The sequence below is a fragment of the Pseudomonas sp. MTM4 genome (genome assembly GCF_019355055.1).
Classification (GTDB): domain Bacteria; phylum Pseudomonadota; class Gammaproteobacteria; order Pseudomonadales; family Pseudomonadaceae; genus Stutzerimonas.
Genome location: NZ_CP048411.1, coordinates 1,342,862 through 1,369,106, shown reverse-complemented (window position 1 = coordinate 1,369,106; position 26,245 = coordinate 1,342,862). Strand labels below are relative to the sequence as shown.

Annotated in this window: 20 protein-coding genes; 12 read left to right on the top strand and 8 right to left on the bottom strand. The window is 62.2% G+C overall.

The features are described from left to right. Positions 1-45: 45 nt before the first annotated feature. Positions 46-297, bottom strand: a complete 252-nt coding sequence (locus GYM54_RS06125; protein WP_197445681.1) for a hypothetical protein — start codon at positions 295-297, stop codon at positions 46-48. 326 nt (positions 298-623) lie between these two features. Here GYM54_RS06125 and GYM54_RS06120 point away from each other — a divergent pair, with 326 nt between their 5' ends. Both GYM54_RS06120 and GYM54_RS06115 read left to right on the top strand, forming a co-directional pair. After that, complete coding sequence (locus GYM54_RS06120) at positions 624-2,075, top strand: GMC oxidoreductase (protein ID WP_181101179.1); 1,452 nt, start codon at positions 624-626, stop codon at positions 2,073-2,075. A 9-nt stretch (positions 2,076-2,084) separates the two neighbouring features. Further along, on the top strand, positions 2,085-2,504 hold the full coding sequence (locus tag GYM54_RS06115) for a hypothetical protein (RefSeq protein ID WP_131650313.1): 420 nt from the start codon (positions 2,085-2,087) through the stop codon (positions 2,502-2,504). 81 nt (positions 2,505-2,585) lie between these two features. On the opposite strand, the gene GYM54_RS06110 is transcribed toward GYM54_RS06115, so the two are convergent. The 3 genes from GYM54_RS06110 to GYM54_RS06100 all read right to left on the bottom strand — a co-directional run bounded on the left by GYM54_RS06110 (position 2,586) and on the right by GYM54_RS06100 (position 5,172). Continuing rightward, complete coding sequence (locus GYM54_RS06110; RefSeq protein ID WP_165914240.1) at positions 2,586-2,759, bottom strand: hypothetical protein; 174 nt, start codon at positions 2,757-2,759, stop codon at positions 2,586-2,588. A gap of 463 nt (positions 2,760-3,222) precedes the next feature. Continuing rightward, on the bottom strand, positions 3,223-4,248 hold the full coding sequence (locus tag GYM54_RS06105; RefSeq protein ID WP_197445682.1) for an AraC family transcriptional regulator: 1,026 nt from the start codon (positions 4,246-4,248) through the stop codon (positions 3,223-3,225). A gap of 9 nt (positions 4,249-4,257) precedes the next feature. Next, entirely contained in the window at positions 4,258-5,172 is a 915-nt protein-coding gene (locus tag GYM54_RS06100) for a GGDEF domain-containing protein (RefSeq protein WP_197445683.1), read from the bottom strand. A gap of 647 nt (positions 5,173-5,819) precedes the next feature. Between GYM54_RS06100 and GYM54_RS06095 the strand changes: the two genes are divergently transcribed. The 7 genes from GYM54_RS06095 (at position 5,820) to GYM54_RS06065 (ending at position 15,662) form a co-directional block, all read left to right on the top strand. After that, positions 5,820-8,300 (top strand): TonB-dependent receptor, encoded by a 2,481-nt coding sequence (locus tag GYM54_RS06095; protein ID WP_197445684.1) that lies wholly within the window; start codon positions 5,820-5,822, stop codon positions 8,298-8,300. Positions 8,301-8,374: 74 nt separating this feature from the next. Then, positions 8,375-10,306 carry a phytase gene (locus GYM54_RS06090; protein ID WP_197445685.1) on the top strand — a complete coding sequence of 644 codons (1,932 nt, stop codon included), beginning with the start codon at positions 8,375-8,377 and terminating at the stop codon, positions 10,304-10,306. Positions 10,307-10,401: 95 nt separating this feature from the next. Then, the gene (gene tolQ, locus GYM54_RS06085; protein WP_197445686.1) at positions 10,402-11,115 is read left to right on the top strand and encodes a protein TolQ; all 714 of its coding nucleotides are present in this window, start codon (positions 10,402-10,404) and stop codon (positions 11,113-11,115) included. 13 nt (positions 11,116-11,128) lie between these two features. Further along, positions 11,129-11,590: a protein TolR gene (gene tolR, locus GYM54_RS06080; RefSeq protein WP_197445687.1), complete on the top strand. Its 462-nt coding sequence runs from the start codon at positions 11,129-11,131 to the stop codon at positions 11,588-11,590. Further along, positions 11,587-12,432, top strand: coding sequence for a TonB family protein (locus GYM54_RS06075; protein WP_197445688.1), 846 nt, complete (start codon positions 11,587-11,589; stop codon positions 12,430-12,432). Before tolR ends, GYM54_RS06075 begins: the two co-directional genes overlap by 4 nt. A gap of 34 nt (positions 12,433-12,466) precedes the next feature. Continuing rightward, on the top strand, positions 12,467-14,428 hold the full coding sequence (locus tag GYM54_RS06070) for a PhoX family phosphatase (RefSeq protein ID WP_197445689.1): 1,962 nt from the start codon (positions 12,467-12,469) through the stop codon (positions 14,426-14,428). A 247-nt stretch (positions 14,429-14,675) separates the two neighbouring features. Further along, a complete protein-coding gene (locus GYM54_RS06065; RefSeq protein ID WP_181101200.1) occupies positions 14,676-15,662 on the top strand; it encodes a lipid A deacylase LpxR family protein in 987 nt (328 codons plus the stop codon). Positions 15,663-15,764: 102 nt separating this feature from the next. Here GYM54_RS06065 and GYM54_RS06060 read toward each other — a convergent pair whose 3' ends face one another. From GYM54_RS06060 to GYM54_RS06050, 3 genes are read right to left on the bottom strand one after another with little or no spacing between them, the layout of a single operon-like run. Next, the gene (locus GYM54_RS06060; RefSeq protein ID WP_181101202.1) at positions 15,765-16,109 is read right to left on the bottom strand and encodes a YdbL family protein; all 345 of its coding nucleotides are present in this window, start codon (positions 16,107-16,109) and stop codon (positions 15,765-15,767) included. An 8-nt stretch (positions 16,110-16,117) separates the two neighbouring features. Next, positions 16,118-16,309, bottom strand: coding sequence for a YnbE family lipoprotein (locus GYM54_RS06055; protein WP_131650324.1), 192 nt, complete (start codon positions 16,307-16,309; stop codon positions 16,118-16,120). Between the two features lie 38 nt (positions 16,310-16,347). Further along, a complete protein-coding gene (locus GYM54_RS06050; protein ID WP_197445690.1) occupies positions 16,348-18,912 on the bottom strand; it encodes a YdbH domain-containing protein in 2,565 nt (854 codons plus the stop codon). 558 nt (positions 18,913-19,470) lie between these two features. On the opposite strand from GYM54_RS06050, the gene GYM54_RS06045 reads away from it, so the two are divergent. Both GYM54_RS06045 and rmuC read left to right on the top strand, forming a co-directional pair. Then, positions 19,471-19,824 (top strand): tetratricopeptide repeat protein, encoded by a 354-nt coding sequence (locus tag GYM54_RS06045; protein ID WP_131650326.1) that lies wholly within the window; start codon positions 19,471-19,473, stop codon positions 19,822-19,824. 60 nt (positions 19,825-19,884) lie between these two features. Continuing rightward, a complete protein-coding gene (gene rmuC, locus GYM54_RS06040; RefSeq protein ID WP_181101206.1) occupies positions 19,885-21,360 on the top strand; it encodes a DNA recombination protein RmuC in 1,476 nt (491 codons plus the stop codon). A 266-nt stretch (positions 21,361-21,626) separates the two neighbouring features. Here rmuC and GYM54_RS06035 read toward each other — a convergent pair whose 3' ends face one another. Beyond that, entirely contained in the window at positions 21,627-25,097 is a 3,471-nt protein-coding gene (locus GYM54_RS06035; RefSeq protein WP_181101209.1) for a PAS domain-containing hybrid sensor histidine kinase/response regulator, read from the bottom strand. A gap of 490 nt (positions 25,098-25,587) precedes the next feature. On the opposite strand from GYM54_RS06035, the gene GYM54_RS06030 reads away from it, so the two are divergent. Then, positions 25,588-26,157, top strand: a complete 570-nt coding sequence (locus tag GYM54_RS06030) for a GNAT family N-acetyltransferase (RefSeq protein ID WP_131650329.1) — start codon at positions 25,588-25,590, stop codon at positions 26,155-26,157. Positions 26,158-26,245: the final 88 nt, after the last annotated feature.

Genomic DNA, 26,245 nt, shown 5'->3' with positions numbered 1-26,245 from the left:
AAAGCCGCTCTGCGCCGCATGAAAGACAGGGCCACGACCAGACCGCTAGCGTTGCTCTGTCTTTTCCTCTTCAGGCTCTGCCTGCTCTTCGGCTCGCTCGTATGCGTTTTCCGCTTCTTGCTCGGTCATGCGCGGATCCGGGTCGACGCCAGTCGGATTTTCGTAGCCATGTGCCGACTCCTCGCCGCTCTGGCTCGGATTCGCATGCTGGCGGTCATCGGCGTTTTCCTGATTGGCTGCTGCGCTGGTTGCGATGAGCAAGGCGAGAACCGCGGTGGCGATGTTCGGGATGGTCATGAGGGGCCTCGATAGTTGAGTCGGGGGTTCTGCTTCGACCCGTTACCGTGGCGATCGTTAGCTCCATCCATCCGCATGTGTCGCGCCGCGACGGGTGAGGCGAATCCATGGTTTGACCGAGTCGGATCCAGGTGAATGCTCTAGTTCGCTCCGGCCGGGGCGGAACTTAAGCCTCTACCGCCGGTCGAGTTAACCTGGCAACACTGCCGATCGGCGGAGCCGATAGGGATAGGAACGCTTGCGGCGCGCAGCAGGCTAAGTGGTTGCGCGAACTGTAGTGAAGCAGCCCGTCCGAGGATGACGCTGCTATATGGAAGGGTAGTTGGATGGATATCAACCGGGTAAGCGCAAGGGATGTCGACAAGGCACATTATGAATTGGTCGTTATTGGATCGGGTTTTGGCTCCAGCTTCTTTCTGACCGAAGCGCTGAAGCACCTTACCGGGCGTGCGCTGATCATCGAATGGGGGGATTTCCATCCCTGGGACTGGCAGATCCAGACGCAGAGCAGTTCGGCGATCGCACCCGAGTCCACGTACGACAATCGCGGCGAGAAGCCCTGGAACACCACCATCGCGCTCGGCGGCGGCATGAATTGCTGGTTCTCGCAGACCCCACGCTTGCACCCCAGCGATTTCGCCACGCGCAGCCACTATGGCGTCGGCAATGACTGGCCGCTGAGCTACGAGGATCTTGAACCCTATTACTGTCAGGCCGAGCAGATCATGTCGATTGCCGGCGACGAGGACATGGCTAAGGTGCTGCCGCGCAGCCAGCCATTCCCGCAGCCGCCGCACAAAGGCTCGTCGATCGACATGATCATGAAGCAGGCAATGCCTGACTATCACTTCATCATGCCGACCGGCCGGGCTCGGGTGGCGTCCGGTACCCGCGGCGTCTGCTGCGCGAATGCGACCTGCAATCGATGCCCGGTCAACGCCAAATTCACGGCACAGAACGGTCTGGCTGACCTGTTCCATCATCCCAAAGTCGACGTCTGCCTGAAGACAGAGGTCCGCACGCTCGAATACGAAGGCAACACCGTCAAGGGCGCCACGATCCTTTCCGAGGGTCGCGAATTCAAAGTTTTCGGCGATCTGTTCGTGCTCGGCGCCAATGCCATCCAGAGCCCGGCGATCCTGCTGCGTTCGGATATCGTCAATGGCGAAACCGGCATGGGCCTGCATGAACAGGTGGGCGCGAACGTCGAGGTCTATCTCGACGGCCTGGGCAATTTTGATGGCAGTACCATCACCACTGGCCTGAACTATTCGCTTTACGACGGTGAGTTCCGCAAGGACCATTCGGCCTGTCTGGTCTATTTCGAAAACCGTTGGCCGTATGGCCTGCGTCCGGAGCGTGGCCGCTGGAACCAGACGCTGCCGTTGATGTTGGTCAGCGAAGACCTGCCCAACGTGGAAAACCGCGTCCTCATCGATCCGAAAAACGGGCAGGCGATCATCGATTACCGAGGCGAGTCCGACTACGGCATGAAAGGCGTCCAGTACGGTCTGGACAGTCTGGAAAAGCTGCTCGCGCCGCTGCCGGTCGAGTCGATCAATTTCCGGGAATGGCGTCTGACCGAGTCCCACGTCCAGGGCACGCTGCGCATGGGACAGGTCGATGACGGCTCGGTGGTCGACGGCCAGATGCTGCATCACCGCATGCGGAATCTCGTCGTCGTGGGCACCGCAACCTACCCGAGCTGCTCTCCGGCCAATCCGAGCCTGACCGCGGCCGCCTTGTCCATTCGTGCCGCCGATCTGCTCTATAGCTAAGGAATGCCCATGAAGCGCCGCACCTTACTGCTCTCATCCGCCGCCGCGCTGGGCGTTGCTGCTGTCGGCTCGGCAGCCTGGGTGTACGAAGACCGCCAGGTATTCATTCCCGAACTGTTGCACCAGCTTGTCGGTGACTTTCAGATGTCGGACGAGGATCAGCGAAAGTTCGTCGATGCGATGGCCGGGCACTATGGTTCGGAGAAGCTCACGGCGCTGATGGGGTTGTACAAGATCCGCCAGCAAACCGGTGTCGGCAGCGCCTATACCAATCTTCGGGTGGACAACTTCGAACGTAGACTGCTGACGGATTTCATGGTCTCGACCGACTACCTGCGCCGCCAGCAGGAAGCGAATCCCGTCGTGACCTTTCTCGGTTATAGACTGCCCTGCAGCAATCCCTACGCGAAATTCGACGGTCTGAGCTAACGACGCCTTGGCTTAATGCAGGCTCTGTTTTGCCGTAGCAGCGAATGATTGGCTGGCCGCTGGCTCGAGCGGCTTGTCCTTTTAGCGGTCAGCGAGTGCCAGCTCGCTGATCAGCATCCCGCACGAGACCCGGAAAAGCTGATCGCCCCGTCTGATCGTGAGCGGCGCTCGCTCCGCGATCACCGCGCCGTTGCCGAGCATGCGTTCGATGTGGGTGCGCAACTGGTGGTATTGCCTGGTGTAGTCCCGGTTCATCTTGCCCCCGTAGCTCTGGTGTTGTTCGGGTCCATGGTCTAGGACCAACGACAGACCGATTCGTCGCACACAAGTAAAGATTTCCGTGCAATCACTCGTCTGGATATTGGCGAGCGACACAGCCGCACCGTTGGTATAAGGATGGATAGCTTGTAGTATCAATTCGCTATCGCGGCCGCGAAGCTTTCAAACGGATGAGACAAAGCGCAATGAACGAACATGCCGTACCGGTGTTGATCGCATTTCTGACTGTGGCTGGTATTGCGGCGTTTTTGCTGCGTCGAGCATTCAAGGCATTGGATCGTCAGCAGAACGACGCGGGGTCGGTACAGATTTCGCCCAGTCGCGACGGGCGAGATGACAGCCAGGTAGAACCCCGTTCTGCACGATAGTCGCCAAATCCTTGTCCCTTCGGTGGGCCGCTTAGGCCAAGCCCAAAGGCACGATACTGTCGGCCTTGGCTCTACCTATCGAGGAGTTGGCTCAGGCTGCTCGGTGCCAGGCCGGTCCAGCGTTTGAACGATCGGCGAAAGTTGGTGGTGTCGTTGAAGCACAGATAACTCGCAACTTCCTCATTGCTGTATCCCTTCATCTGATAGAGATAGAGCGCGACGTGCTTGCGCACCAGATCGAGCTGTTCCTGAAAATGAGTACCCTGTTTTTGCAGCTTGCGCTTTAAAGAGGCAGGGCTCATCTCGAACGCCTGGGCGACCCGTTCGAGGTTCAGCGGTGCGCGGATGTTGGCGTGAAGGTAGTCGTACAGCTGATCGATAAAGCTACATTGCCAACCGAGGCTCGCCAGTTGTGCATGGCTGGCCTGCTGGGCAACCTGGCCAGCGGTGGCTGAGGCATTTGGCCAAGGTGCGTGCAGGTACTCGTGAGGCAGGCTCATCATCGTCCACTGGCTGTCGAACGTCAGGTTCTCGCTCAGATGGACCCAGTACTGTTCGATGTGGCGTGGCTGCGAATAGCTGAAATAAAAGCGCCACGGCAGTCGCTCCCCCGATAGGCGCCGGGTCATGGCGACCACCGCAGTCAGGCTGGCCTCAACCAGAAAACGCTGCTGGTCTTCCGTGCCCCAACTTTCCACCCAGTACAGATGAGCCTGCTTGTCGTCGAGCAGTAGCCGCGGTGTCAGCAGAGGGCTGAGCAACGCGCGGAATTGCTGCAGGTGTTCCAGTGCCTGGAGCAGCGTGCAGGCGTGGTTCAGCGCGTGGCTGGTTTCGCCGTAATGGCCTGGCAGCAGTCGTTGCCCAAGCAGAAAACTGCTGTCATCGGCGTCCAGCAAGCGTTGCGCATTGCTGATCAGCGTGAGCAATTGCGCCGGGCTGATGCGTGCTCGGCCGCTGGTGATGTCCTCGTAGAACAGCCCGGTGCCGCGCAGCAACTGATGGCTGCCGATCCCGCGCGACAGCGCCAGGTCGATCAATACGGCCGGTTGGTGATGAGCCGCGATGAAACGCGTGTCGCATTCGTAACCGAGGGGCATGGTCGTTTCTCAGGCGCAGCGCGGCAGTTGCTGTTTGGTCTTGGCCAGGTTCAGGTTGAGGCGTTTGAGGAGTTGCTCGGCGTCCTCGTCGAAGGCCATCACCGTCGCGGTGCTGGCGCGCAGGTGCACCCGCTCTCCGTGCTGCGCGGTTTTGTGCGCCAGGCTGACTACGGCCTGGCGCAGTTCGTCGGCAATTGAACGGGCCTGGGCCTCGCCGGTGTTCGGCAACACGGCAACGAAGCGATCCCCCGCCAACCTGCAGAGCAGGTCCTGGCGGCGAAGATTGAGCAGCAGCAGGTGGGCCATCGCCTGCAGCACGGCGTCGCCCTCGGCCTGACCGTAACGCAGGTTGAGCGCGTTGAAATCGTCCAGATCCACGACCACCAGTGACAAGGGTTGCTGCTCCGCCTGGGCCTGCGCGAGTGCCAGTTGCACGTGCTGGCGCAGATATTCGGCGGCGCCTAGCGGAGTTAGTTTGTCGAACAGCCGGTGCTCGCGGAATCCCTTTTCGCGCTTGCTCATCTGCTGGCTGATGGCGCGCTGTTCCTGATTCAGGTGATAGATGCCCAATGTCAGCAACACCAGGCCGACGGGCATCGGCGCGGTTTCCAACCAGTTATCCCAGGTCACCAATTCCGGCAGTTGGATGAACTCATCCAACGCATCCATCCACCAGGACAGGAATACGCAGGCAAGGCCGAGCGCAAGCAGCCGCGTTACCCGGCCGGCGGGACGACTGTGCAGCAGCATGATCAGCCAGACCAGCGCCAATACTGCCGAGCCGCCTTCGCCGGCCACGTCCATCCAGTCGATCTCAGCCCAAGGCTTGAGCTGGCCGGTGGCGAGGTAGATCTGCAGGCCGAAGTTGGCCGCGAATGCCAGGCCGAGCAGGGTCAGGGCATGCAGCTTTAGAAAGGATTTCATCGGGTCTCCGTGGCGAGGGCGCGCCAGTGCGTGAGGGGCACGGAAACAAATGAATGTGACGCTTGGATGAATGGGGAGGGGGTTGAATTGGCTCAGGCGTTATTTCGGTTTGGTTAGCCTTTACGGCTCACGCCGCATCCATGCGGCTCGCCCCTCTCCACGGCGGCTACGCTTACCCTCCTGAAAGGGGCGTCCCGAGTCGCCTGTTGATCTGCAGCAAATCGAAAGACTAAGCACTGTAGGGTGGGCTTCAGCCCACCGTGACGGAGTGGAGCCCTGCTATTGGTGGGCTAAAGCCCACCCTACGGGGCTGGAGGCGGCTTCGCGGCTTGGTTTGGCTTTGGCTTCGGTGCACGCTCTAACAGACGACACCAAACGCCCCTTCAGGAGCGAAGCGCAGGGCCGGATGCAGAGGCAAGCGTTTTTGACCGCGCTGATACGCGCAGCGGCACGAACCGCAAACCCACAAATGCGTCCCCGTGATCCATCAGACAGGTCATATCGGCTCATTCCACTCCGGAGACCACCCCAACAAGCCCAGTCTGCCGCCCCATCCCCAACCCCTGTCACAGAACCGCCATATCCCCCACATACCGTCCGCTGCAGTTCCGGGATGGACCCGGTAAACAGCGTTCGGGGGATTGTTCATGAGCACATACCGCAGCGGCATCCGCCATGCAGGATTCCGTATCAGCCTGTTGGCCTTGGCCGTCAGCGCCGGTTCGGCCTGGGCGGAGGAGCCGCTTGTCATGGAACACGTCGAGGTGATCGGCCAAGCCGTCAGCATCGACAAGGCGCTCAAGGAGCAGCGTAGCGCCGACAGCGTCAAGAGCGTGGTACACGCCGACGGCATCGGCCAGCTGCCGGACGACAACGCCGCCGAAGCGTTGCAACGTATCCCTGGTCTGTCGGTCGAGCGCGACCAGGGCGAAGGGCGCTTCGTCAGCGTGCGCGGCATTGCACCGGACCTTAACAGCGTGACCATCAACGGCACGCTGGTCCCTTCGCCGGAAAGCGGTCGCCGCGCGGTGGCGCTGGACGTGTTGCCGTCGGAGCTGGTGCAGTCGCTGTCGGTGGTCAAAACACTCACACCTGACATGGATGCCAACTCCTTGGGCGGCACCATCGAGGTGGAAAGCCTGTCCGCCTTCGATCACGACGGCCTGTTCTATAGCATGAGCGGCGAGGGCAGCTACGACGATAACGTCAGCAAGACCAGCCCTAAGTTTTCCGGCGCCTTCAGCAACCGTTTCAGCCTGGGTGATGGCGTCGACAATTTCGGCGTCGCTGCGGCGCTGAGCTGGCAGGAGCGAGATTTCGGCTCGGACAACGTCGAAACCGGCGGCGCCTGGGATTTCGAGGATGGCGCGCGACTTGGCGAGCTGGAGCAGCGCGATTATGAAATCACCCGCGAACGTGCCGGCGTTGGCCTCAACTTCGATTACAAGCCCGACGACCTCAGCAGTTATTACCTGCGCACTCTTTATAGCCGCTTCAAGGACACCGAGACGCGCAACGCCGCAGGTGTCGAGTTTGCCGACGCGCAACTGGCAGGGGAGCTAGGCGACGCCGAAGGCTGGCGTGAGCTGAAATCGCGCGAAGATACCCAGACTATCCAGTCGTACGTGTTCGGCGGCGAGCGCATGATGGGGCTCTGGACGCTGAGCGGTCAGGCCGGCTACAGCGAGGCGCGCGAGCGCAATCCGGGCGGCATCGCCGGCGCCACCTTCGTAGGCGACTTCAGCGACGCGGGTTTCTCCAGCACGCGCAAGCCGAGCCTGGCGATCGACTCGTCGTTCTACGATCCAGCGAGTTTCGAGCTGGACGAGGTGGAGTGGGAAAAGAGCGATGCGCGTGACCGAGAAAAGAACATTCGCCTGGATCTTGCCCGTGATTACGACATTCGGGGCTACGCCTCCCAGTTCAAGGTCGGCGGTAAGCTCAGCCGGCGCGACAAGACCAACGACGTCGATATCTGGGCCTACGATGATTTCGCTGACCTGACCCTGGCTGACTTCCAGAGCGGCAACGTCGACTATGCCCTTGGCCGCTTTGGTCCGGGTATCGATGCTGGCGGGTTGGAAGGGCTGATCGGTGGCCTGGACGCCAGCGAGTTTTACGACGAAGAAGAGTCGCGCATCGGTGACTTCGACATGAGCGAGGACATCAACGCCGCCTATTTCATGAATACCCTGGACCTGGACCAATGGCGCATCATTGCCGGCCTGCGCTACGAAGGCACCGAGTTCAGCGCCAAGGGAACGGGGCTGCGCGACGGCGAGTTCGAGGCCGTCTCCAGTGATAACCGGTACGACCATTGGCTGCCGGGCCTGCATGCCCGCTATCAGCTGACCCCCGATACTCAATTGCGCGCCGCCTGGACCAATACCGTAGTGCGCCCGACCTTCGAACAACTGGCGCCGGGCTTCGTTATCGATGGTGAAGATGCCGCGTTCGGCAATCCCGACCTCAAGCCGCTGGAGTCGATGAATTACGACCTCGGCATCGAGCACTACATGGGCCGCGCGGGTGCCGTGTCGGCTTATCTGTTCTACAAGGACATCGACAACTTCATCTACAACACCGATCTGGCCGGTACGGGCCAGTGGGCCGGCTTCGACGAGGCGCTGAGCTTCGAGAACGGCAGCAGCGCCAAGCTCTACGGTATCGAGCTGTCTTATTCGCAGAAGCTCGACTGGCTGCCGGCGCCGTGGAACGGCGTGCTGCTGGGCGCCAACGCCACCTTCAGCAAGTCCGACGCCGATATCGAAGGGCAGGGCGGACAGCGCAGCATCGATCTGCCGAACCACTCCGATACGGTCGGCAACCTGATGGTCGGCTGGGAGAACGACGTCTTCAATATGCGTTTGGCGGCCAACTACAAATCCGAATACCTGGCCGAAGTCTCAGGCGTCGATGACGAGGCGCACGACCTCTACGCCGACGAGCAGCTGTTTCTCGACTTCAAGGCCGGCTACTTCATCACGCCGAACCTGCAATTGACAGTCGAGGCGCTGAACCTCACCGACGAGTCCTACTTCGTCTACACCGGGCGCCGCAATTACAACGCCCAGTACGAGGAATACGGCCCGACCTACAAGCTCGGCCTGACCCTTACCCACTTCTGATCCCTTTCGCCGCCCCGATACCGACCTGTTCCTGACAGGGCGGCGTCGGCCGGCGGCTGCTGAATGGAATGACCATGAACGTAACCTTGCACAAACCTTTGCTGTTGAGCCTCTGCATTGCGCTGGCAGCCTGCCAGACGGCCAAGCACGACGAGCAGCCTTCGGCGGTACCGAGCCTTGCGTTTGCCGATGGGGCAGTCGTTATGGATGCGGAGAACGCTCAGCTCGTCCGCGATGATCGTTTCTGGCCGGGTGCCGACCAGCTGATGATTCGCCCCGACGCCCGCGGGCTGCAGTTGTTCGATGCCCAAGGCCAGCTGCTAAGCCAGTTGAAGGGCCGATTCGAAGGGCTCGATCACCGCGCAGGCGGGCATGGCTTGCTGGTCGCGACCATCGATCAGATGCGCCAGCAGGCTGTACTGCTCGGATTGGATCGAGCGCATCGCTGGAGCCAGCCGTTGTATATCCCGAAGACCGATTTCGCTATCGAGGGGCTCTGTCTGTATCGAGACTCGGCACGCAACGAATTTGTCTTTCTGCTGGGTGAAGACGGTATCGGCGAACAATGGCTGATTGCGGCAGACGAGCGCCTGCTAAGCGCACCGCAACGGGTTCGCGGTCTGAGCCTGCCGCCGGAAAGCGGGTACTGCCAGGTCGACGATCAATCTGGTGAGCTGTTGGTGAACGAGGAGGGCGTTGGCGTCTGGAGCTACGCCGCTGATGCGGAGGCGCCCCTGCTCCGCCAGCCGGTAGATATCCGCCAGCCCTTCGGGAGCATCGCGCAAGCCGCGGCCGGTATCGCTCTGGTGCCGGGCGGGTTGCTGGTGCTGGACCCGGAAACGGGCGCGTTGCATCTGTATCGGCAAGACGGCGGCGCTTGGCTCAGCCATTCGGTGTTGCCGCTGGATGCGCTCGTTGAACCGGAGCAGATAAGCGCTCGGCTGACGCAACGCGGCCTCGAGCTGTTGCTGATCGACGAGCGTGGTGCGCACAGGGCCCGTCTGGACTGGCAACCCGAAGCGTCTGCTGCGACGCCCGTCATTCCGGTATTGCCAGCGCAGGTCCAGACCGAACCGGTGCCGAGTCTGGGCGATGCGGCCGATGACCCGGCCATCTGGGTCAACCCGAACGACCCCTCCAACAGCCGAGTGCTCGGTACTGACAAGAAGGGCGGGCTGGGTGTCTACGACATGGCTGGCAAGCAGTTGCAGTACCTGTCGGTAGGCCGGTTGAACAATGTCGATGTGCGTTCGGGCTTTTCACTGGACGGCAAGCCGGTCGATCTGGCCGTCGCCAGCAACCGCGATCACAACAGTCTGCATTTATTTGCCATCGATCAACGCAGCGGGTGGCTGAGCGACATCGGGCAGATCGAGACGCCGCTTGGTGATATCTACGGCCTGTGCATGTTCAAGGACGAGCAGGGTGCCATCCACGCCATCGCCAACGACAAGGACGGCCGATTCCTGCAATACCGCTTGGATGGCGTCACGGGTGAGCCGCGCGGTGAATTGGTCCGTAGCTTCAAAGTTGAGACCCAGCCGGAAGGCTGCGTGGCCGACGACCGTAACCAGCGCTTGTACGTCGGTGAGGAAGACGTCGCGGTGTGGACGCTCGATGCCCGTGCTGACGCTCCGACTGTACTGGAGAAGGTCATCGGAGTGGGTGGCCCGGTGCACGACGACATCGAAGGTCTGGCGCTCTATCAGGGTGAAAAGGCTGACTATCTGGTGATTTCCAGCCAGGGCAACGACAGCTATGTGGTGCTTGATGCCCGCGCGCCTTACGCCATGCGCGGCGCCTTCCGTGTGGGCTTGAACGCCCAGCTGGGTATCGATGGCGCTTCGGAAACCGACGGTCTGGAGGTCACCTCGGCCAATCTCGGAGGCATCTGGAGCCGCGGAATGCTGGTGGTGCAGGACGGCCGCAAGCGCATGCCAGAGGGGCCACAGAACTACAAGTACCTCCCCTGGGCGGCCGTTGCCGAGGCATTGGGTCTGGACTGAGCCGTCGTTCTGCCTATCTAGCGTGACTGTCATCGCATGGTCATGCCGGTGCAATCAAATACGAGGCCGTCGCGTCGGACGGCCTGGAGGAAACTATGCAAAGCACACTCGAACACATGTCGGTCTGGGGGCTGGTCAGCGAGGCCAGCCTGGTGGTGCAGCTGGTGATGATCACGCTGGTGCTGGCTTCGGTCGCCAGCTGGTATCTGATTATCCAACGAGGAGCCGCGTTGCGCCGCAGCGAACGATTGCTGACTACCTTCCTGCAACGCTTTCGCGGCGGCGGAGAACTCGCCCAGCTGTACCGGGAGGGCAGCGAACAGGCGCTCCCCAACGAGGCGGCATTGCAACGCATCTTTCTGGCCGGTTATCAGGAATTCAACCAGCTGCACCGCCAGCCTGGTATTGCACCGGATGCGGTGATCGAAGGGGTCGAGCGCAGCCTCTATGTGGCCATCGCGGAACAGGAGGAGCGGCTCGAGAGTGGTCTTCAGTTTCTTGCCACCGTCGGTTCGGTCAGCCCCTACATCGGCCTGTTTGGCACCGTCTGGGGCATCATGAATTCATTTCTCGGCCTGTCCATGGTGCAGCAGGCGACACTTTCGACCGTCGCTCCGGGCATCGCCGAAGCCTTGATCGCCACGGCCATTGGCCTGTTTGCCGCGATCCCGGCGGTGATGGCCTACAACCGCTTCTCCGCGCGCGGGCAGACGCTGAGCAGCCGCTATTACAGCTTCGCCAATGAGCTGCAGGCACGCTTGCATCGGCGCCTGCATGCCGCATCGCCCAGCGTAGCCGCAGCCGCCTGAAAGGAGCCTAGCCATGCTGGTCAAGCCACAGCGTAAACACGGCCCCAAGGCCGAAATGAATGTGGTCCCTTACATCGACGTGATGCTGGTGCTGCTGGTGATCTTCATGGTCACCGCGCCGATGCTGGTGCAGGGCGTGAAGATCGAACTGCCCAAGGTGGCCGCCGAGGCGATGCCCACGGAGAACGAGCGGCAGATCCTCACGCTCTCGGTGAAGGCCGACGGCGGCTTCTACTGGAACCTGGGCAGCGAGCTGAACGCCGAGGACCAGACCGACAGCGCCATCGACCTTGAGGAGATGCGGGAGAAGGTCGCGGCAATCATCGCCGAGCGCGGCGACACCCAGGTCTATGTGCGCGCCGATGACACTGCCGATTATGGCCGCGTGGTGGCCGGGATCGCCGAGCTGCAGCGCGGCGGCGTGGTGAATCTCGGCCTGATCACCGAGGCGCCGCCTGGGCAGTCCGCGCCATGAGCAGTCTGATCATGACATTGCCCAACAGCTTTCCAGCTCCCCGGCCGCAGTGGCTCAGCCATGCCAGCGCAGCGGTGGTGACCGTAGCGCTGCACGCCGCGGTGTTCGGCCTGCTGTTGCACGGTTGGACGCCGGAGCTGACGGCACCCAGCTCGACACAGGTACTCAAGACCCAGCTGGTCAGTTTGCCGGCTCCGCAACCGGTGCTCGCGGCGCCTGTCGAACCCGAGCCGACGCCGTTGCCGGAGCCAGTCGAGACCATGGTTCGAGACGTGGTCGAGGAACCGCAAGTCGATCCGCGAATCGAACAGCATCGGCTCGAACAGGCCGAGCTCGCCTACAAGCGCGCCGAACTGGAACGACGGGCCGAAGAGCAGCGCGTAAAAGAGCGGCAACGCAAGCAGCAGTTGGAGCGTGAGCGGCAAGAGCGGCTTGAGGTCGAGCGTCAGCAGCACGAAACCCAGCGTCGTGAACAGTTGGCCCGCGAGGCGCGACAGCGCGAGCAGGCAGCGCAGGCCGAAGCGGCTGCCGCCGCTGAACGAGCACGCCAAGCCGAAGCCGCCGCGGCTGCCAGTCGGCAGTACTTGCCGATCGCCAAGGATGCGCCAGCCTACCCGCAACGTGCGTTGGACAAGGGTATCGAGGGCACCTGCACCGTCAGTTATTCGGTCAACCCGCAGGGGCGGATCGAGAATCCGAAGGCGCTGGATGACTGCCATCCGCTGTTCATCCGTCCGTCGCTCTCCGCCGCCAAGAGCTTTCGCTATCAGCCTCGTGTCATCGACGGGCGTGCAGTGTCAGTGCCCGAAGTGAAGAACACCTTCCACTACCGCATCCAATGATGCGCAGCAGATCCATTTGCCGAACGAGCCATTGATGAAACAGGATTTTCAGAGTTTTCACGCCAACCTTTCAGCCCTCGACGATCAGGCCATTAACCCGAGCTCGAATGCCTCGCTGGGGCAACTGGTCGATCGCAGCCGGCGGAGCATGCTCAAGGGCAGTCTTGGTCTGGCCGCGCTCGGTTTTCTCGGCGGGAGCCTGAGCGCCTGCCGCAGCGCCGGGCAGTCTGATTCGCTGATCGGCTTCAGCGGGATTCCCACTCAGCTTGACCCGAAATTCGACAGCGTGCAGGTGGCGCCCGGCTACAGCGCGCGGACGTTCTTTTCCTGGGGCGATGCGGTGCTGGCCGACGCACCAGAGTGGAACCCGGACGCCAGCGACGACTGGCAGGCCCAGCTCAAGCAGGCCGGCGACAACCACGATGGCATGCATTTCTTCCCCTTTCCAGAAAACCCGGACAGCCACGGCTTGCTGGTGATCAACCATGAGTACGTCAATCCGCCACTGCACCCCAACGGCATGACGCTCACCGACGGCAAGCGCCCGCTGGACGAAGTGCGCAAGGAACAGGCGGCCCACGGCGTTAGTGTCATCGAAGTGAAGAAGGATGCGCAGGGACAATGGCAGCGGGTCATGCCATCGCGCTACAACCGCCGTATCTCGGCGATGACGCCTATGGCGGTCAGCGGACCGCTGGCCGGTAACGACGCGCTGAAGACCGCCTCCGACCCGAGCGGGCGGGAAATCATCGGTACGCTGAACAACTGTTCCAGCGGCTTCACGCCGTGGGGCACCTATCTGGTGTGCGAGGAAAACTGGCACAACTACTTCGTCAACCACGACGCCGCGGACCTGGCCACGCGCGTCTCGCACAAGCGCTACGGTATTGCCGGCGAAGGGCTGAGCAAGCTCTACGGCTGGGAGACTGCCGATCCGCGCTTCAACGCCACGCCGGACCCGGCGCAACCCCACAATGGCCACGTGAATGAGCCGAACCGCTTCGGCTGGGTGGTGGAAGTCGACCCGTTCGATCCGCAGAGCACGCCGATCAAGCGCACCGCGTTTGGCCGTTATTGCCGTGAGTGCTCGGTGCTTTCGCTGGGCGAGGACGGTCGCATGGCGTTCTATTCCGGCGACGACACCAAGGGCGAATACGTCTACAAGTTCGTCCCCAGCGGGCGCTACGTGCCGGGTGCTGATCACGCCAACCGTCAGCTGTTGGACAGAGGCACGCTCTACGTGGCGCGCTTCAATGCCGACGGCAGCGGCGAGTGGCTGGCGTTGGTGCACGGGCGGAACGGCTTGAGCGCCGCGAACGGTTTCGCCGACCAGGCCGAGGTACTGCTCAACGCCCGCGCCGCTGCCGATCACGTCGGAGCGACACCTATGGATCGGCCGGAATGGGTGGCGGTGCATCCTCACAGTCGGGAGGTCTACGTGACGCTTACCAACAATGATGGCCGTGGCGTGAAGCAGCCAACCGACAAGGCCAACCCGCGACCGAACAACCTGCACGGGCAGATCCTGCGCTGGAACGAGCAGGGCGGAGATCCGACCGCGACGGTCTTCACCTGGGAAATCTTCCTGTTGGCCGGTGAGCGACGCGGCGCTAAAGACGCGGACGGCCAGCCGGTGCCGGCTCATCTCACCGGGACCATTAACGGGGATATTTTTTCTTCGCCAGATGGCGTGGCGTTCGATGGCGCCGGCCGGTTGTGGATCGAAACCGATTACGGCGACGAGGAGCCAGCGATGCAGGCCATGGGCACCAACCAGCTGCTGTGCGCCGACCCACGGACCCGTGAGGTGCGGCGTTTTCTGGTCGGCCCGCGCGGGTGCGAGATCACCGGCATCACCTGGAGCCCGGACTACCGGGCCATGTGGATCAATGTGCAGCATCCCGAGCTGAGTTTTCCGGCCAGCGACGGCAAGACTCGCCCGCGTTCCTCAACGGTGCTCATCACCAAGAGCGACGGAGGCGTTATCGGCACCTGACAGCGAAGCTTCGAACGATGGGCTAGGTCTGTGGAGTTTCATCCGCAGGCTACATGCACGCCGCATGCACCGGGGCTCGGTGGTGCGGAGCGCACCTACGTCGAGGCTGTGCCGCTTCACGGCTAGGCTCAGAGCCGGCTCACCCGTTGCGGATGCGCGCTAAACGCGTCGGTGAACGTTTCGGTAAACGCCCGGCTCTAAAACATGCAGATACATTTCCTGTTGCATGTAACCAAGGAGCTGGGCCATGGCAAACCCGCATTTGCGTACTCGTATTTCCATCGCCGTACTTGTCGCTTGTGTTCCTCTCGTCAGCCAGGCGGACTTGTATTCGCTGAAGATCGAGAACGACATCATCGCCACCGGTAGTGACGGTCATTACACCAACGGCTTCGAGCTGATGCGCTCGTTTAAGCCCGAGGCTGATCACTGGACGCGCGGGTTCGCTGGGTCCATGCCGGGTTGGGCGGCGGAGGAGGTCGATAACGTGGCCTATCGCTTCGGGCACCAGATCTACACCCCGAACGAGATCGAACAGGCCGAGCTGATCGAGGACGATCGGCCTTATGCCGGCCTGTTGTTCGCCGGAATGTCGCTCTTTTCCGATATACAGCACGAGGGTTGGCGCGAAGCCAGTGGCCTGCACCTCGACGTGGGTGTGGTCGGGCCGGCTGCGGGCGGCAAGCGGATTCAGCGCTGGGTGCATGATGCGACCGACAGCGACGAGCCCAGGGGTTGGGACAACCAGTTGCGCAACGAGCCCTTCGTCAACGTCGGCTACCAGAAACGCTGGTGGTTGCAGCAGCGCTTCGCCGGGCTGGAAATGGAGTACGGGCCGAGCGCAGGCGTCGCGCTCGGCAATCTCTACACCTACGGTTCCGCAGGCCTGGGCGTTCGTATCGGCCAGGGCTTGGCGCGCAGCTTCAGCATCCCGGCAGTGGCGCCCGCACAGAGTGGCAGCATGTTCTTCGACCAGGGCGGCGGGTTCGCCTGGAGCCTTTTCGCCAACCTCGAAGGACGCTACATGGCCCACAACATGCTGCTGGAGGGCAATACCTTCAAAAGCAGCCATTCGGTCGACAGCCGCGAGTGGGTTGGCGATGCCAAGGCCGGCGTGGCGCTGACCTGGAGCAGCTGGCAACTGGCGTTCGCCAGTGTCTGGCGGACCCGCGAATTCAATGGCCAGGACGAACACGATCAGTTCGGCTCACTGACGCTTTCCGCCTGGTTCTGATGCGAAGTGGTGCGCATTGCTGTAGGGCCGAATTCATTCGGCAATGCGCGGCCTGCTTGGCCAAGCCCGAACAAGTTCGGCCCTACGAACGGGGTAGACGGGTTATTTCTTCACCCAACTGCCGTTGAGCTGGATGATCTGCCCCGAGGGGGTCTTCTCGATGGCCTTCTTGCCGGCAATCGCCTCGACATCGCTGACGGCGATGCCGTTCTTCTGCGCCAGACGGTGATATTCGGCGCGCCGCGCCTGGTTGATCTGACTGGCGATATCTTCCGCCTGGCCACCGGACTGCACCACACCCAGATAGCCGTCGGGCTTCTCGCCGAGCTGGCCGCTGGCCTTGGCCTGACCGAGAGCGGCCATGGCTTCATTGAGGGTCATGGCGGCGGCGGGCAGGGCCAGGCACAGCGCCAGGAGCAGGGTACCGAATTTCAGATAGCTTTTCATAAGGCTCCTTAGAACAGGCCGCTGTCTTCGTTGATGATCGAGTCGAGCTGCTTGTCGACCTTGATGTAGATCTCGTGCTCGATTTTCACGTTGAGGTTGATGTTGATCGGCTCGTTGGGCACAGCCAATTCCACTCTTGGGGTGCAGGCGCTGGCGAGCAGGGCCAGCGCCAGAATGCTGATCGGATAGCGCAACCGCATAACGGTCTTCTCCTGTTCGGGGTGGCGGATACATTGCCTTATCTGAGGCGCTCCTGCACCCGCCTTTGAATGGTTTCGCTGACGCGATCGGACAGTTGCAGGCTGGTCAGCAGAGCCGGAATGTTCTCTTCGAGGTTGATCGAAAGGTTGATCGGGCGACCGCCTTCCAACGCCGGATTGCGACCGTGCAGCTTGAGCCCCAGGTCGAGCGTACCGTCGGCGGCGTAGTGCACGTCGCTGGCGAGCAGGTCGTAGTGAAAGTCATCCAGGGCCTCGGTCACCAGACGCATCGCTGGGTTGGACTGGCCGAGCGCCTGAATTTTCGCTGAGCGGAACCGCAGCACGCCGCCCGGCTCCCGCGCCTGCAGCGAGCCGCGTTCGATACTCACGCCAGCCTCGCCACGCTGCAGCTGCAATTCACCATCAATTACGCCGGTGCCGGACAGGCCTTCGGCGGGGTAGGCCTCGAGCAATAACGGCAGTTGTAGACCGCGCAAATGCGCGCTCAGCTGTTGCGTGCCGGCATCCAGGTCCGCCTCGCCGGGGTCGAGCCAGAGCCGGCCGCCCAGCAATTGCACCTCAGCGGTGTTCCAGGCGAGACGGCCCCGGTCGAGGTGGTCGATGTCGCCCGTATATTCGCCGCCGAACCGCAGCGGGCCGAAGGTGAAGCCAGGATTGGCTTCCCGCAGGATCAGTTCGGGAATCCCCAGGCGCAGCTGGTTTCGCCGCAGCGCAATCGAGAGGTTCGCGTCCAACCCGCTCAGTTCGGTGCGGTCGTAAATGCCACCGAGCCCTTTGACGCTGAGCGTCGCGCTCGCCTCGGGAAGACCCTTGGCAGGCAGGTCGAGCTGACCTTGCCCCTGCAGCCTTCCAGTGCTCAGTTCCAGAACCTGCGGCCAGTCGGCGAGCGTCGCAGCCAACGGATTGCCCGCGCGCAGGAACAGTTCAGGAAGGCTTGCATTCAGCCGCGTCGCGCCGCTGGACCAGTTGTGGTTGAGCGTCAGAGGGAGCGTGAGCCCGGCGTCGTTTTGCAGCGGGCCTTCGAGCGAAAGCTGTTCGCTTCCGACAACGAGTTTGCCGCTCCATTGCCAGCCCATGGGGCGCAGCGCCGGTTGCCGGAGTTCGGCGATCTTGAGCGTGGGCTTGCCTTCGATTGACAATTCGTCCCACTGCTGGTCGTCGGAGTCAATAGCGATATCGAGCCCGGATGGGTCAAGTTGCACGCCGTTAGCCACCAGATCGGCGCCACTGCTTAGACGAGCCAGTGTGATCTGCGAGCCTTTCTCGAACTGGATATTGGCTGCTTCCATGGTTGCGCGGCCACGCATCCGCAGATCGGCTTCAAGGTCGGTCAAGGTCATTTCCGCCAACGAAAGCGCTCTGCTATCCAGCCTCAATCTGGTTTGCTCGAAGGACAGCGCATAGGGCGCGGCGGTTTCGAGCGCGATCAGGCTATCGAGTGTGAGCGGCGTAGCCCCGCTCGCGTTCAGGCGCATCTGCAGCGGTATCGTGGACGTTGTTTCAGTGGCCGGCGCTGGCGTGATCTGCAGACTGATCGCGTCGGGTCGCAGCGGTGCCGGAAGGGCTTCGACCAACGTGGCCGCCGGGCGCAGTTGCAGATCGGCGGTCAGTTCGGTAGGTAGCCAGATGCCACGATTGGCTTCGGCGGTTGCATCCAATCGTCCTTGCAGTTGACCGATGCCGGGTACCGGCCAGGGTGCGGGCAGATGGCTCGACAGGCGTAGCTCGCCATCGAGCACACGCCATTCACCCGTAAGGTCGTCGGTATCGATCTGCAGCGACCAGCCCGCGCCAATGCGCATCTGCTCCGGCAATTCGGGTAAAGCTGGCGGTGCGTAGGCCAGCCATTCGCCCAACCACTCCAGCAGCCAAGGCGCTTCCGGCAGCTCGCTCATGGCCAGCGTGCCGCGCCATTGTGTCGAGTCGGCCTCTGGCGTCAGCCGGTTTTGCATGGACAGGCGCTGTCGGTCGTCCAGTTGCAATTGCAGATCGGCATGGGTGTCGGCGCCCCGTTCGTGGATGTCCAGCGTCAGTGCCAGCTGATGCGTGTCGTGATGTAGCTGCAGGTTCAGTGTGGCGGGTAGCACCTCTCTACCGGCGTGCTGCCAGCTCAGCTCGCCCTGTTCCTGACAGGTACCGCTGGCGCAGGGCAGGGTGGTGACGAGCGAAGCGATATGGCCGCTACGGGGCAACCAGGCCGTCCAGCGTTCCAGTTGCTGGCGGCTGGGCAGGGCGGTGGGTTCGCGCTCATCACTCGCGTTGGGCACCGGCTGCCACTGTACGTCGAGGTGATCGATGCGTAGCGACCGGAGCGGCAGCGGTCGCCACCAGTTCGCGATGCCGAGGCGCAAATTATCGACCGTTACCGCGAGCCGTTCGTCGGATGCGGTCTGCCTAACCAAGACAATTTGTCGCACGCGTAGCTGATCGGTCGACAGGCGCAACCCGTCGATGTCGAGCGTGACGATATCGAACTCACGCTTGAATTCTTGCCAGCGCAAGCCACCGTAGACGGCAATGCCAAGAACCAGCAGAACCACTCCCGCGACCGTCCAGCCCAGGACCCTGCGCCCCTTCGTCATGACTTATCCCGTTGTGACCGATGCCCAAGCATAAGCCGGTCATTGCGGGTATTGCGATGTGCCCTAACTGGCAGCACCCGACGACCGGTCAGGCAGTACAAAGTTCCCCGTTAGCCGCTCAAACCTGCGCAAAAGCCGCTTGGGACGGGCTCTCTGCGCTTGCTGCCACAAACTTGTGCACATTTCGCGAGCGGGCTTGTCAAGCGCTTATGACAAACTGTCGCAAATCGTACGGACGCATAGATCATTAATAACTTGCTGAAAAATAAGGAGATTTTCTACTGGCGAAAAAAACGCCAGTTTAACTGCAGCCCACTAACCATAAGCGCTAGCGGGATTTGTAACCCGTTTGCCCACAGAGTTATCCACAGCTTTTGTGGATGAAATTTTTATGTGATACGGATCGCCTTTCTGCAAATTTTGCAAGGCTTTAACTCTAAGAAAAAAGGAGTAGAGTGCGCGCCCTGTCCTCGAACCCCTTCGGTACTCATGAGAACGCGCTCTACCGCTTCGACTTCCGTCGATAGCCTATCAACGTCCCCGCGCTTGCCGTTGCGCATGGCGCTATGGCTGCTGGACAACCAGCATCTAGGACAAACCAAGAGTGTCAAACGAATCGCCGGTCGGATGCTCAAGCAGCCCGCGCGCGAGGGCGTGGTCGAAGCGCAGAGTCGGCTCGGGCGGCTGCTCTGCACCGACTGCGACAGCCAGCGTGATCGGCGCATCGGTTTCGAAATGCTGCGCCAGGCCGCCCGTGCCGGTGATTGCCAGGCGCAGCTGGAGCTGGGGCAGCTGTATTGTCAGCCGCAGTACCGCGAGTTGAGTAAGGCCCGGCATTGGCTGGAGCAAGCCGCTGCGCAAGGTTCGGCTGAGGCATCGAGCGCTCTACAGCGCTTCTCCGCGAAGCGCTGACACAGGCGACCGGCAAACGACGGCTGGCTATACTGCCCGGCAATTCAGCCGGAGCCGTTCATGCCTCTTGACACCATCTATCTGTTCGCCGGGCTTGGTTCCCTTTGTGTGCTGTTGGCTGCCGTGGCCGTCGCGTTGCAGCTTCGTCTCTCTCGGCGTCAGGCCGAACTTGCCTTGTTCGACGAGCGGCTCGCCCAGGCCACCATGGCGCAGGAAGGTCTGAGTGCGCAGCTCGAAACCAGTCGTCTGGCACACGCCGACCTCAACGAGTCTCGCGCCGCGCTGCAGGCCGAACTCGCGGCGCTGCGCCGCGAAACCGAGTGGCTACAGGCTCAGCGCCTGGAATCCCGCGATGCGCTCAATGATCTGGAAGCCGAGCGCGATGCGCAGCAATCCGAGCTACGAGCCCTGAGCGCTGCTCATGCCGCCGTTACCGCCGAACTCAACGAACAGCAGAAGACCCACGAGCAGCGCCTGATTGATCTGCAGAGTGCTCGCGACGAGCTGCGGGCGCAGTTCGCCGAGTTGGCTGGGAAAATCTTCGAGGAACGCGAACAGCGCTTTGCCGAGGCCAGCCACGAGCGGCTCGGGCAATTGCTCGACCCTTTGAAGGAACGCATCCAGTCGTTCGAGAAACGAGTCGAGGAAAGCTACCAGAGCGAGGCGCGCGAACGCTTTTCCCTGGCCAAGGAGCTGGAGCGCTTGCAACAGCTCAATCAGCGTCTGGGCGACGAGGCGACCAACCTGACGCGTGCGTTGCAGGGGCAGAAGACTCAAGGAAACTGGGGCGAGCTGATTCTCGAGCGAGTGCTGGAACATGCAGGACTGGAGAAGGGCCGTGAATACCATACGCAGGTCAGCCTGAAGAGCGCCGATGGCGAACGCTTCCAGCCTGACGTGCTGATCCAGCTACCGGGCAACAAAAAGGTCGTGGTGGATGCCAAGGTCAGCCTCACCGCGTATCAGGCGCTGACCTGCGCCGAAGACGAAGGCAGCCGCGCGTTGGCGCTCAAGCAGCACGTACTGTCGCTGCGCAGTCACCTGAAAGGATTGTCGTTGAAGGATTACCAGCGGCTCGAAGGGCTACAGAGCCTGGATTTCGTATTGCTCTTCGTGCCGATCGAGGCGGCATTCGCCGCGGCGTTGCAGGGCGATCCCGAGCTGTTCCAAGAGGCTTACAGCAAGCACATCGTGATAGTCAGCCCGACTACTCTGCTTGCCACATTGCGGGTGATCGACAGCCTCTGGCGGCAGGAGCGGCAAAGCCAGAACGCCCGTGAGATCGCCGAGCGGGCCGGTGCGCTCTACGACAAGTTCGCCGCCTTCATTCAGGACCTGGACGAGATCGGCACGCGTTTGCAGCAACTGGACAAGGCCTTTATCGGCGCGCGCAACAAGCTCACCGATGGGCGTGGCAATTTGGTCGGCCGTGCCGAGCAGCTGAAGCTTCTGGGCGCGCGTGCGAGCAAGAAGCTGCCGGCCGACTGGCTTGAGCGTGCCGGGGCGGAGACGCCGTTGGAAGAGGCTGGGGAATAACCGACGTAGGCGGCGTGATGCGGCGTGTGCGGTTTTTTGCGGGAGGCCCGTCCTCGGGGCGAAGCTTTCCTCTTGTGTTGGCATAAGGTCCGCTTTCGCCGCGAGGGCGCGCCTCCTACGAAAGCGGGTCGGCACGGAGCAGCGGTTTTTGTGGGAGGCCCGCCCTCGGGGCGAAGCATTGGCTCTTGTGCTGTCATAAGGTCCGCATTTGCCGCGAGGGTGCGCTTCCTACGAAAGCGGGTCGGCACGGAGCAGCGGCATTTCGCTCAATGCAAAGGCACGTGCCGGCTCATCAGTGCCCGCAGTGCCGCCGGCTTGACCGGCTTGGCAAGGAAATCCAGCCCCGCCGCGTGCACCGCCGCGATCAGCTCTGGGCGCCCGTCGGCACTGATCACCACACCGGGCACTGGCTCGCCGAGGCGGGCGCGCAACCAAGCCATGACGTCCAGGCCGGTTTCTCCGTGGTCAAGGTGATAATCCACCAGCACCAGCTGTGGCCGGATATCGTCCTTCAGCAACGCCTCGGACTCGGTTCGGTTGCTGGCGGTCCACACCTGGCATCCCCAGCGTGAAAGCAGGCTTTGCATGCCAACCAGGATGCTGTCTTCGTTGTCGATGCACAGCACCTGGATGCCGGTCAGTGCGGTCTGCTGTACTTCGGACTTGCCGTTGACCTTGGCCTGGCGGACTACATTGCTGGCGATCGGAACCGTCACGCTGAACACGCTGCCCTTGCCTGGCCAGGAGCGTACCGACAGCGGATGGTTCAGGACCTGGCAGAAACCGTCCGCAATCGCCAAGCCCAGCCCCAGGCCTTTTTCGGCACGGGTCTGATGACTATCCAGGCGTTTGAATTCCTCGAAGATCACTTGCAGTTTGTCTTCGGAAATTCCCGGTCCGCGGTCCCAGACTTCCAGACGCAGGGACTCGCCCTGCCGCCGCACGCCCAGCACCACGCGACCTTTGGCGTAGCGGAAAGCATTGGTGAGGAAGTTCTGCAGCACCCGGCGCAACAGGCGTATGTCGCTGTCGACCCGCAACCGGCTGCCATGCACCTTGAAATCGACCGCCTGCTCGGCGGCGAGCATGGTGAATTCGGTGTTCAACGTGTCGAACAGCGTGGCCAGCGGGAACGGGTGGCGATCGGGCGTGATGCGACCGTTTTCCAGGCGGGAAATATCCAGCAGATCCGAGATCAAGTCTTCGGCCGAGCGCAGCGAGCTATCCAGATGGCGCACCAGATCCTGCGCCTCGCGGGGCAGGGCGTCGTGCTGGTGCGAAAGGGCGGCGGAGAACAGCCGCGCCGCATTCAGTGGTTGCATCAAGTCATGGCTGACTGCGGCGAGAAAGCGTGTCTTCGACTGATTGGCCGCTTCGGCCGTGCTCTTGGCTGCGGTCAGCGCCTTGTTCAGCTCCGACAGTTCCTGGGTTCGCTCGATGACCCGCTGCTCGAGGCCTTCGTTGGCGTCCTTCAAGCCGCGTTCGGCTTCGCGGAAGGCGGTGATGTCACTGAAACTCATGACGAAGCCGCCGCCGGGCATCGGATTACCGATCAGTTCGACCACTCGACCGTTGGGGAACAGCCGCTCGGAGGTGTGCGCGCGACCCTGGCGCATCCAGTACAGCCGTTTGGCCACGTGGGTGTCCGCGTCGCCAGGACCGCAGAGGCCGCGCTCGGCGTTGTAGCGGATGATGTCGGCGATCGGTCGGCCAATGTAAACCAGCCCGTCCGGGTATTCGAAAATCTCGAGGTAGCGATGATTCCAGGCCACCAGTCGCAGTGACTGGTCGACCACGCTGATCCCTTGGGTGATGTTTTCGATCGCGCCCTGCAGCAGTGCGCGGTTGAACTGCAGCACCTCCGATGCCTCGCCGACGATGCGCACCACGTCATCGACCTGCATGTCACGGCCTTCCAACGCGGCCTTGACCACCGCGCGGGTCGAGGAGGCGCCGAGGACACCAGCGAGCAGCCGCTCGGTGTGAGCGATCCACTGGCCGTCGGCCTGTTGCCTGGGCGAAAAATCATGGCCATGACGGCGGGCGAAGCGTTGGAAGCTGAGCTCCGCGCGTTCGGCACCGACGAAGCGCGAGGCCAGCGAGAGCAGGTCTTCGACCTGCACGGCCAGCAGTCGGCGCGTGCTGGCGGTTGGGTGGATCTCCTGGCCGATGAAGCGGCTGGCCTGCCAGTGCTCGGCCACACGGGTTTGGGACAGGATCGAGACCCAGAAAAACAGCGTCGCGTTGCCCACCAAAGACAGCGTCACGCCGAGCGTCAGGGCGCTGGCGCCGAACGGCAGCTCGGCGGTGTACATCCATTGCAGGCCGGGAAACATCTCCAGCGGCCAGCCGAGCAGCGGCAGAATCAGCGTGTAGACCCAGATCATCGCGCCGGCAGTGAGGCCGGCAAACACACCACGCCGGTTGGCCTGCTTCCAGTACAGCGCACCGACCATCGCCGGCGCCAATTGGGTCAGGGCGGCGAAGGCGATCTGGCCGATGGTCGCCAGACTGGCACTGGAGCCGAGCAGGCGGTAGCTGACATAGGCCAGCAGCAGGATGGCGACGATGCTGATGCGGCGCACCGACAGCATCCAGTGGCGGAACACCTCGAAGGGCTGCTCGGCTTCTTTGCGGCGCAACAACCAAGGCAGCAGCATGTCGTTGGACACCATGGTCGACAACGCGACGCTGGCGACGATGACCATGCCGGTCGCGGCCGAGGCGCCACCGATGAAGGCCAGCATCGCCAGCGCCGGGTGAGCTTCGGCCAACGGCAGGCTGATCACGAAGGAGTCGGGGCTGATTCCGCTCGGCAGAAGCAGCTGTCCGGCCAGTGCGATTGGAATGACGAACAGCGCGGCCAGCACCAGATACAGCGGAAAGACCCAGCGCGCCAGGCGGAAGTCGCGCGGTTCGATGTTCTCAACCACCGTCACGTGGAATTGTCGCGGCAGGCAGACGATGGCCATCAGCGCCACGGTGGTTTGTACCAGCATGGCCGGCCAGTTGACTGTTTCTTCCCAGAAGCCGGTCAGTTCCGTGGAAACGTAAGCCTGATTGAACAGATCGCCGAAACCGTCATACAGACCGAAGGTGACGAAGGCGCCTACGGCCATGAACGCGAGCAACTTGACCAGGGACTCGAAGGCGATCGCCAGTACCATGCCGCGATGGTGCTCGGTGACATCCAGGTTGCGTGTGCCGAACAGTACCGTGAACAGCGCCAGCACCACGGATACGATCAATGCCGTGTCCTGCGTGCCGGAGCCGGCGACGGCCTCGCTGTGCTTGCCGATCAGCAGGTTCACACCGAGCACGATGCCTTTGAGCTGCAGGGCAATGTAGGGCAGCACTCCCACCAGACAAATCAGCGTCACCACCACCGCCAATGTCTGCGATTTGCCGTAACGCGCAGCGATGAAGTCGGCGATGGAGGTGATGTTCTCCTGCTTGCTGATCATGATCATCTTCTGGATCACCTGGGGCGCCAGCAGCATCAGCAGGATGGGCCCGAGATAGATCGGCAGGAATGACCAGAGCTGCTCGGCTGCCTGGCCAACGGCGCCGAAGAAGGTCCAACTGGTGCAATAGACGGCCAGCGACAGGCTATAGACCCAGGCGCGTACACGCGGTGACATATGCGCGCGGTTTCGATCGCCATAGAACGCGATGGCAAACAGCACGGCCATATAGGTAAAGGCGACCAGCGCGATCAACCCACCGGACAATGACATGCAAACTCCAGACAGCAAATAAGTAGCAGGCTCCAGCCCGGACGGTCGTCATACCGAGCCGGGCTGCGCTTAGACGATAGCCGGTATAGCAGTACGTTCGCACCGGCTGACCAGGGTCAGCCGGTGCGATGCGACTGTTTCAGGACCGGAATTACCGCTCGGGCGACAGCTCATGCTCGGCAAGTCTTGGATAACCGAAGGCTGCCGCTTGGTGATAGATGACTATGTAAAGTTTCGCAGTAAAAGCGATCGGCGTGTGGCGGCTGCGACCATCGTCGCATGAGGCTGGTCGTCGCGGGCGCAACGGGCGAAAGTACCGGACTAGACAAATACTGGCTTGCCTGCGGCTTACTGCTGTGGTGGCTGATTCGGTGTCTCGGCACGCGCGTCCGGGCTGGCTTGTACCCATTGTCAGCTGACGCGGATGGCCGCTGGGCACTTACCGCCTGCGCCGTGATCACAACAAGCGTGCCCACATAGGAGAATCTCGATGTTCATGCCGCGTCCGGTCACTTTGCAGCGAGGCGCTCTGCGCCTGGACCCGCTCGCAGAGGCCGACATCCCGGCCTTGGTCGAGCTCGCCGAGCGTAACCGCGACGAGCTGATTTACCTCAACGGGCCGCTACGCCCGGACTGGTATCGTTTCGCGCTCAGCGAACAGCGCGACGGTCGCGCGGTGGCGTTCACCCTGCGCATGGCCGAGCGCATCATCGGGACGACTCGCTTCGCCGATTTCAATCCGTCGCTGCCGGCTGGCGAACTCGGCTGGACCTGGCTGGACAAAGCCGAGCACGGCACTGGGCTGAACACCTCGATCAAATACCTGCTGCTCAAACACGCCTTCGATGAGTGGCAACTGGTACGCCTGCAACTGAAAACCGCCGCCAGCAACCTGCGCTCCCAGCGCGCCATCGAGAAGCTCGGTGCACAGCGCGAAGGCGTGCTGCGCAACCATCGCCGCCTCGCCGATGGCCGCCTGGACGACACGGTGCTCTACAGCATCACTGATCGAGAATGGCCGGCAGTCAGGGGTATGTTGGAGGCGCGGGCTATAGGTTAATCAGTCAGCATCGTGCTTGCTCGCCTGATGTGCTCCAGCCGCTTTACAGGTGGTGTTTGCCGGGCGATGGAATGCTGCGGACCAACCC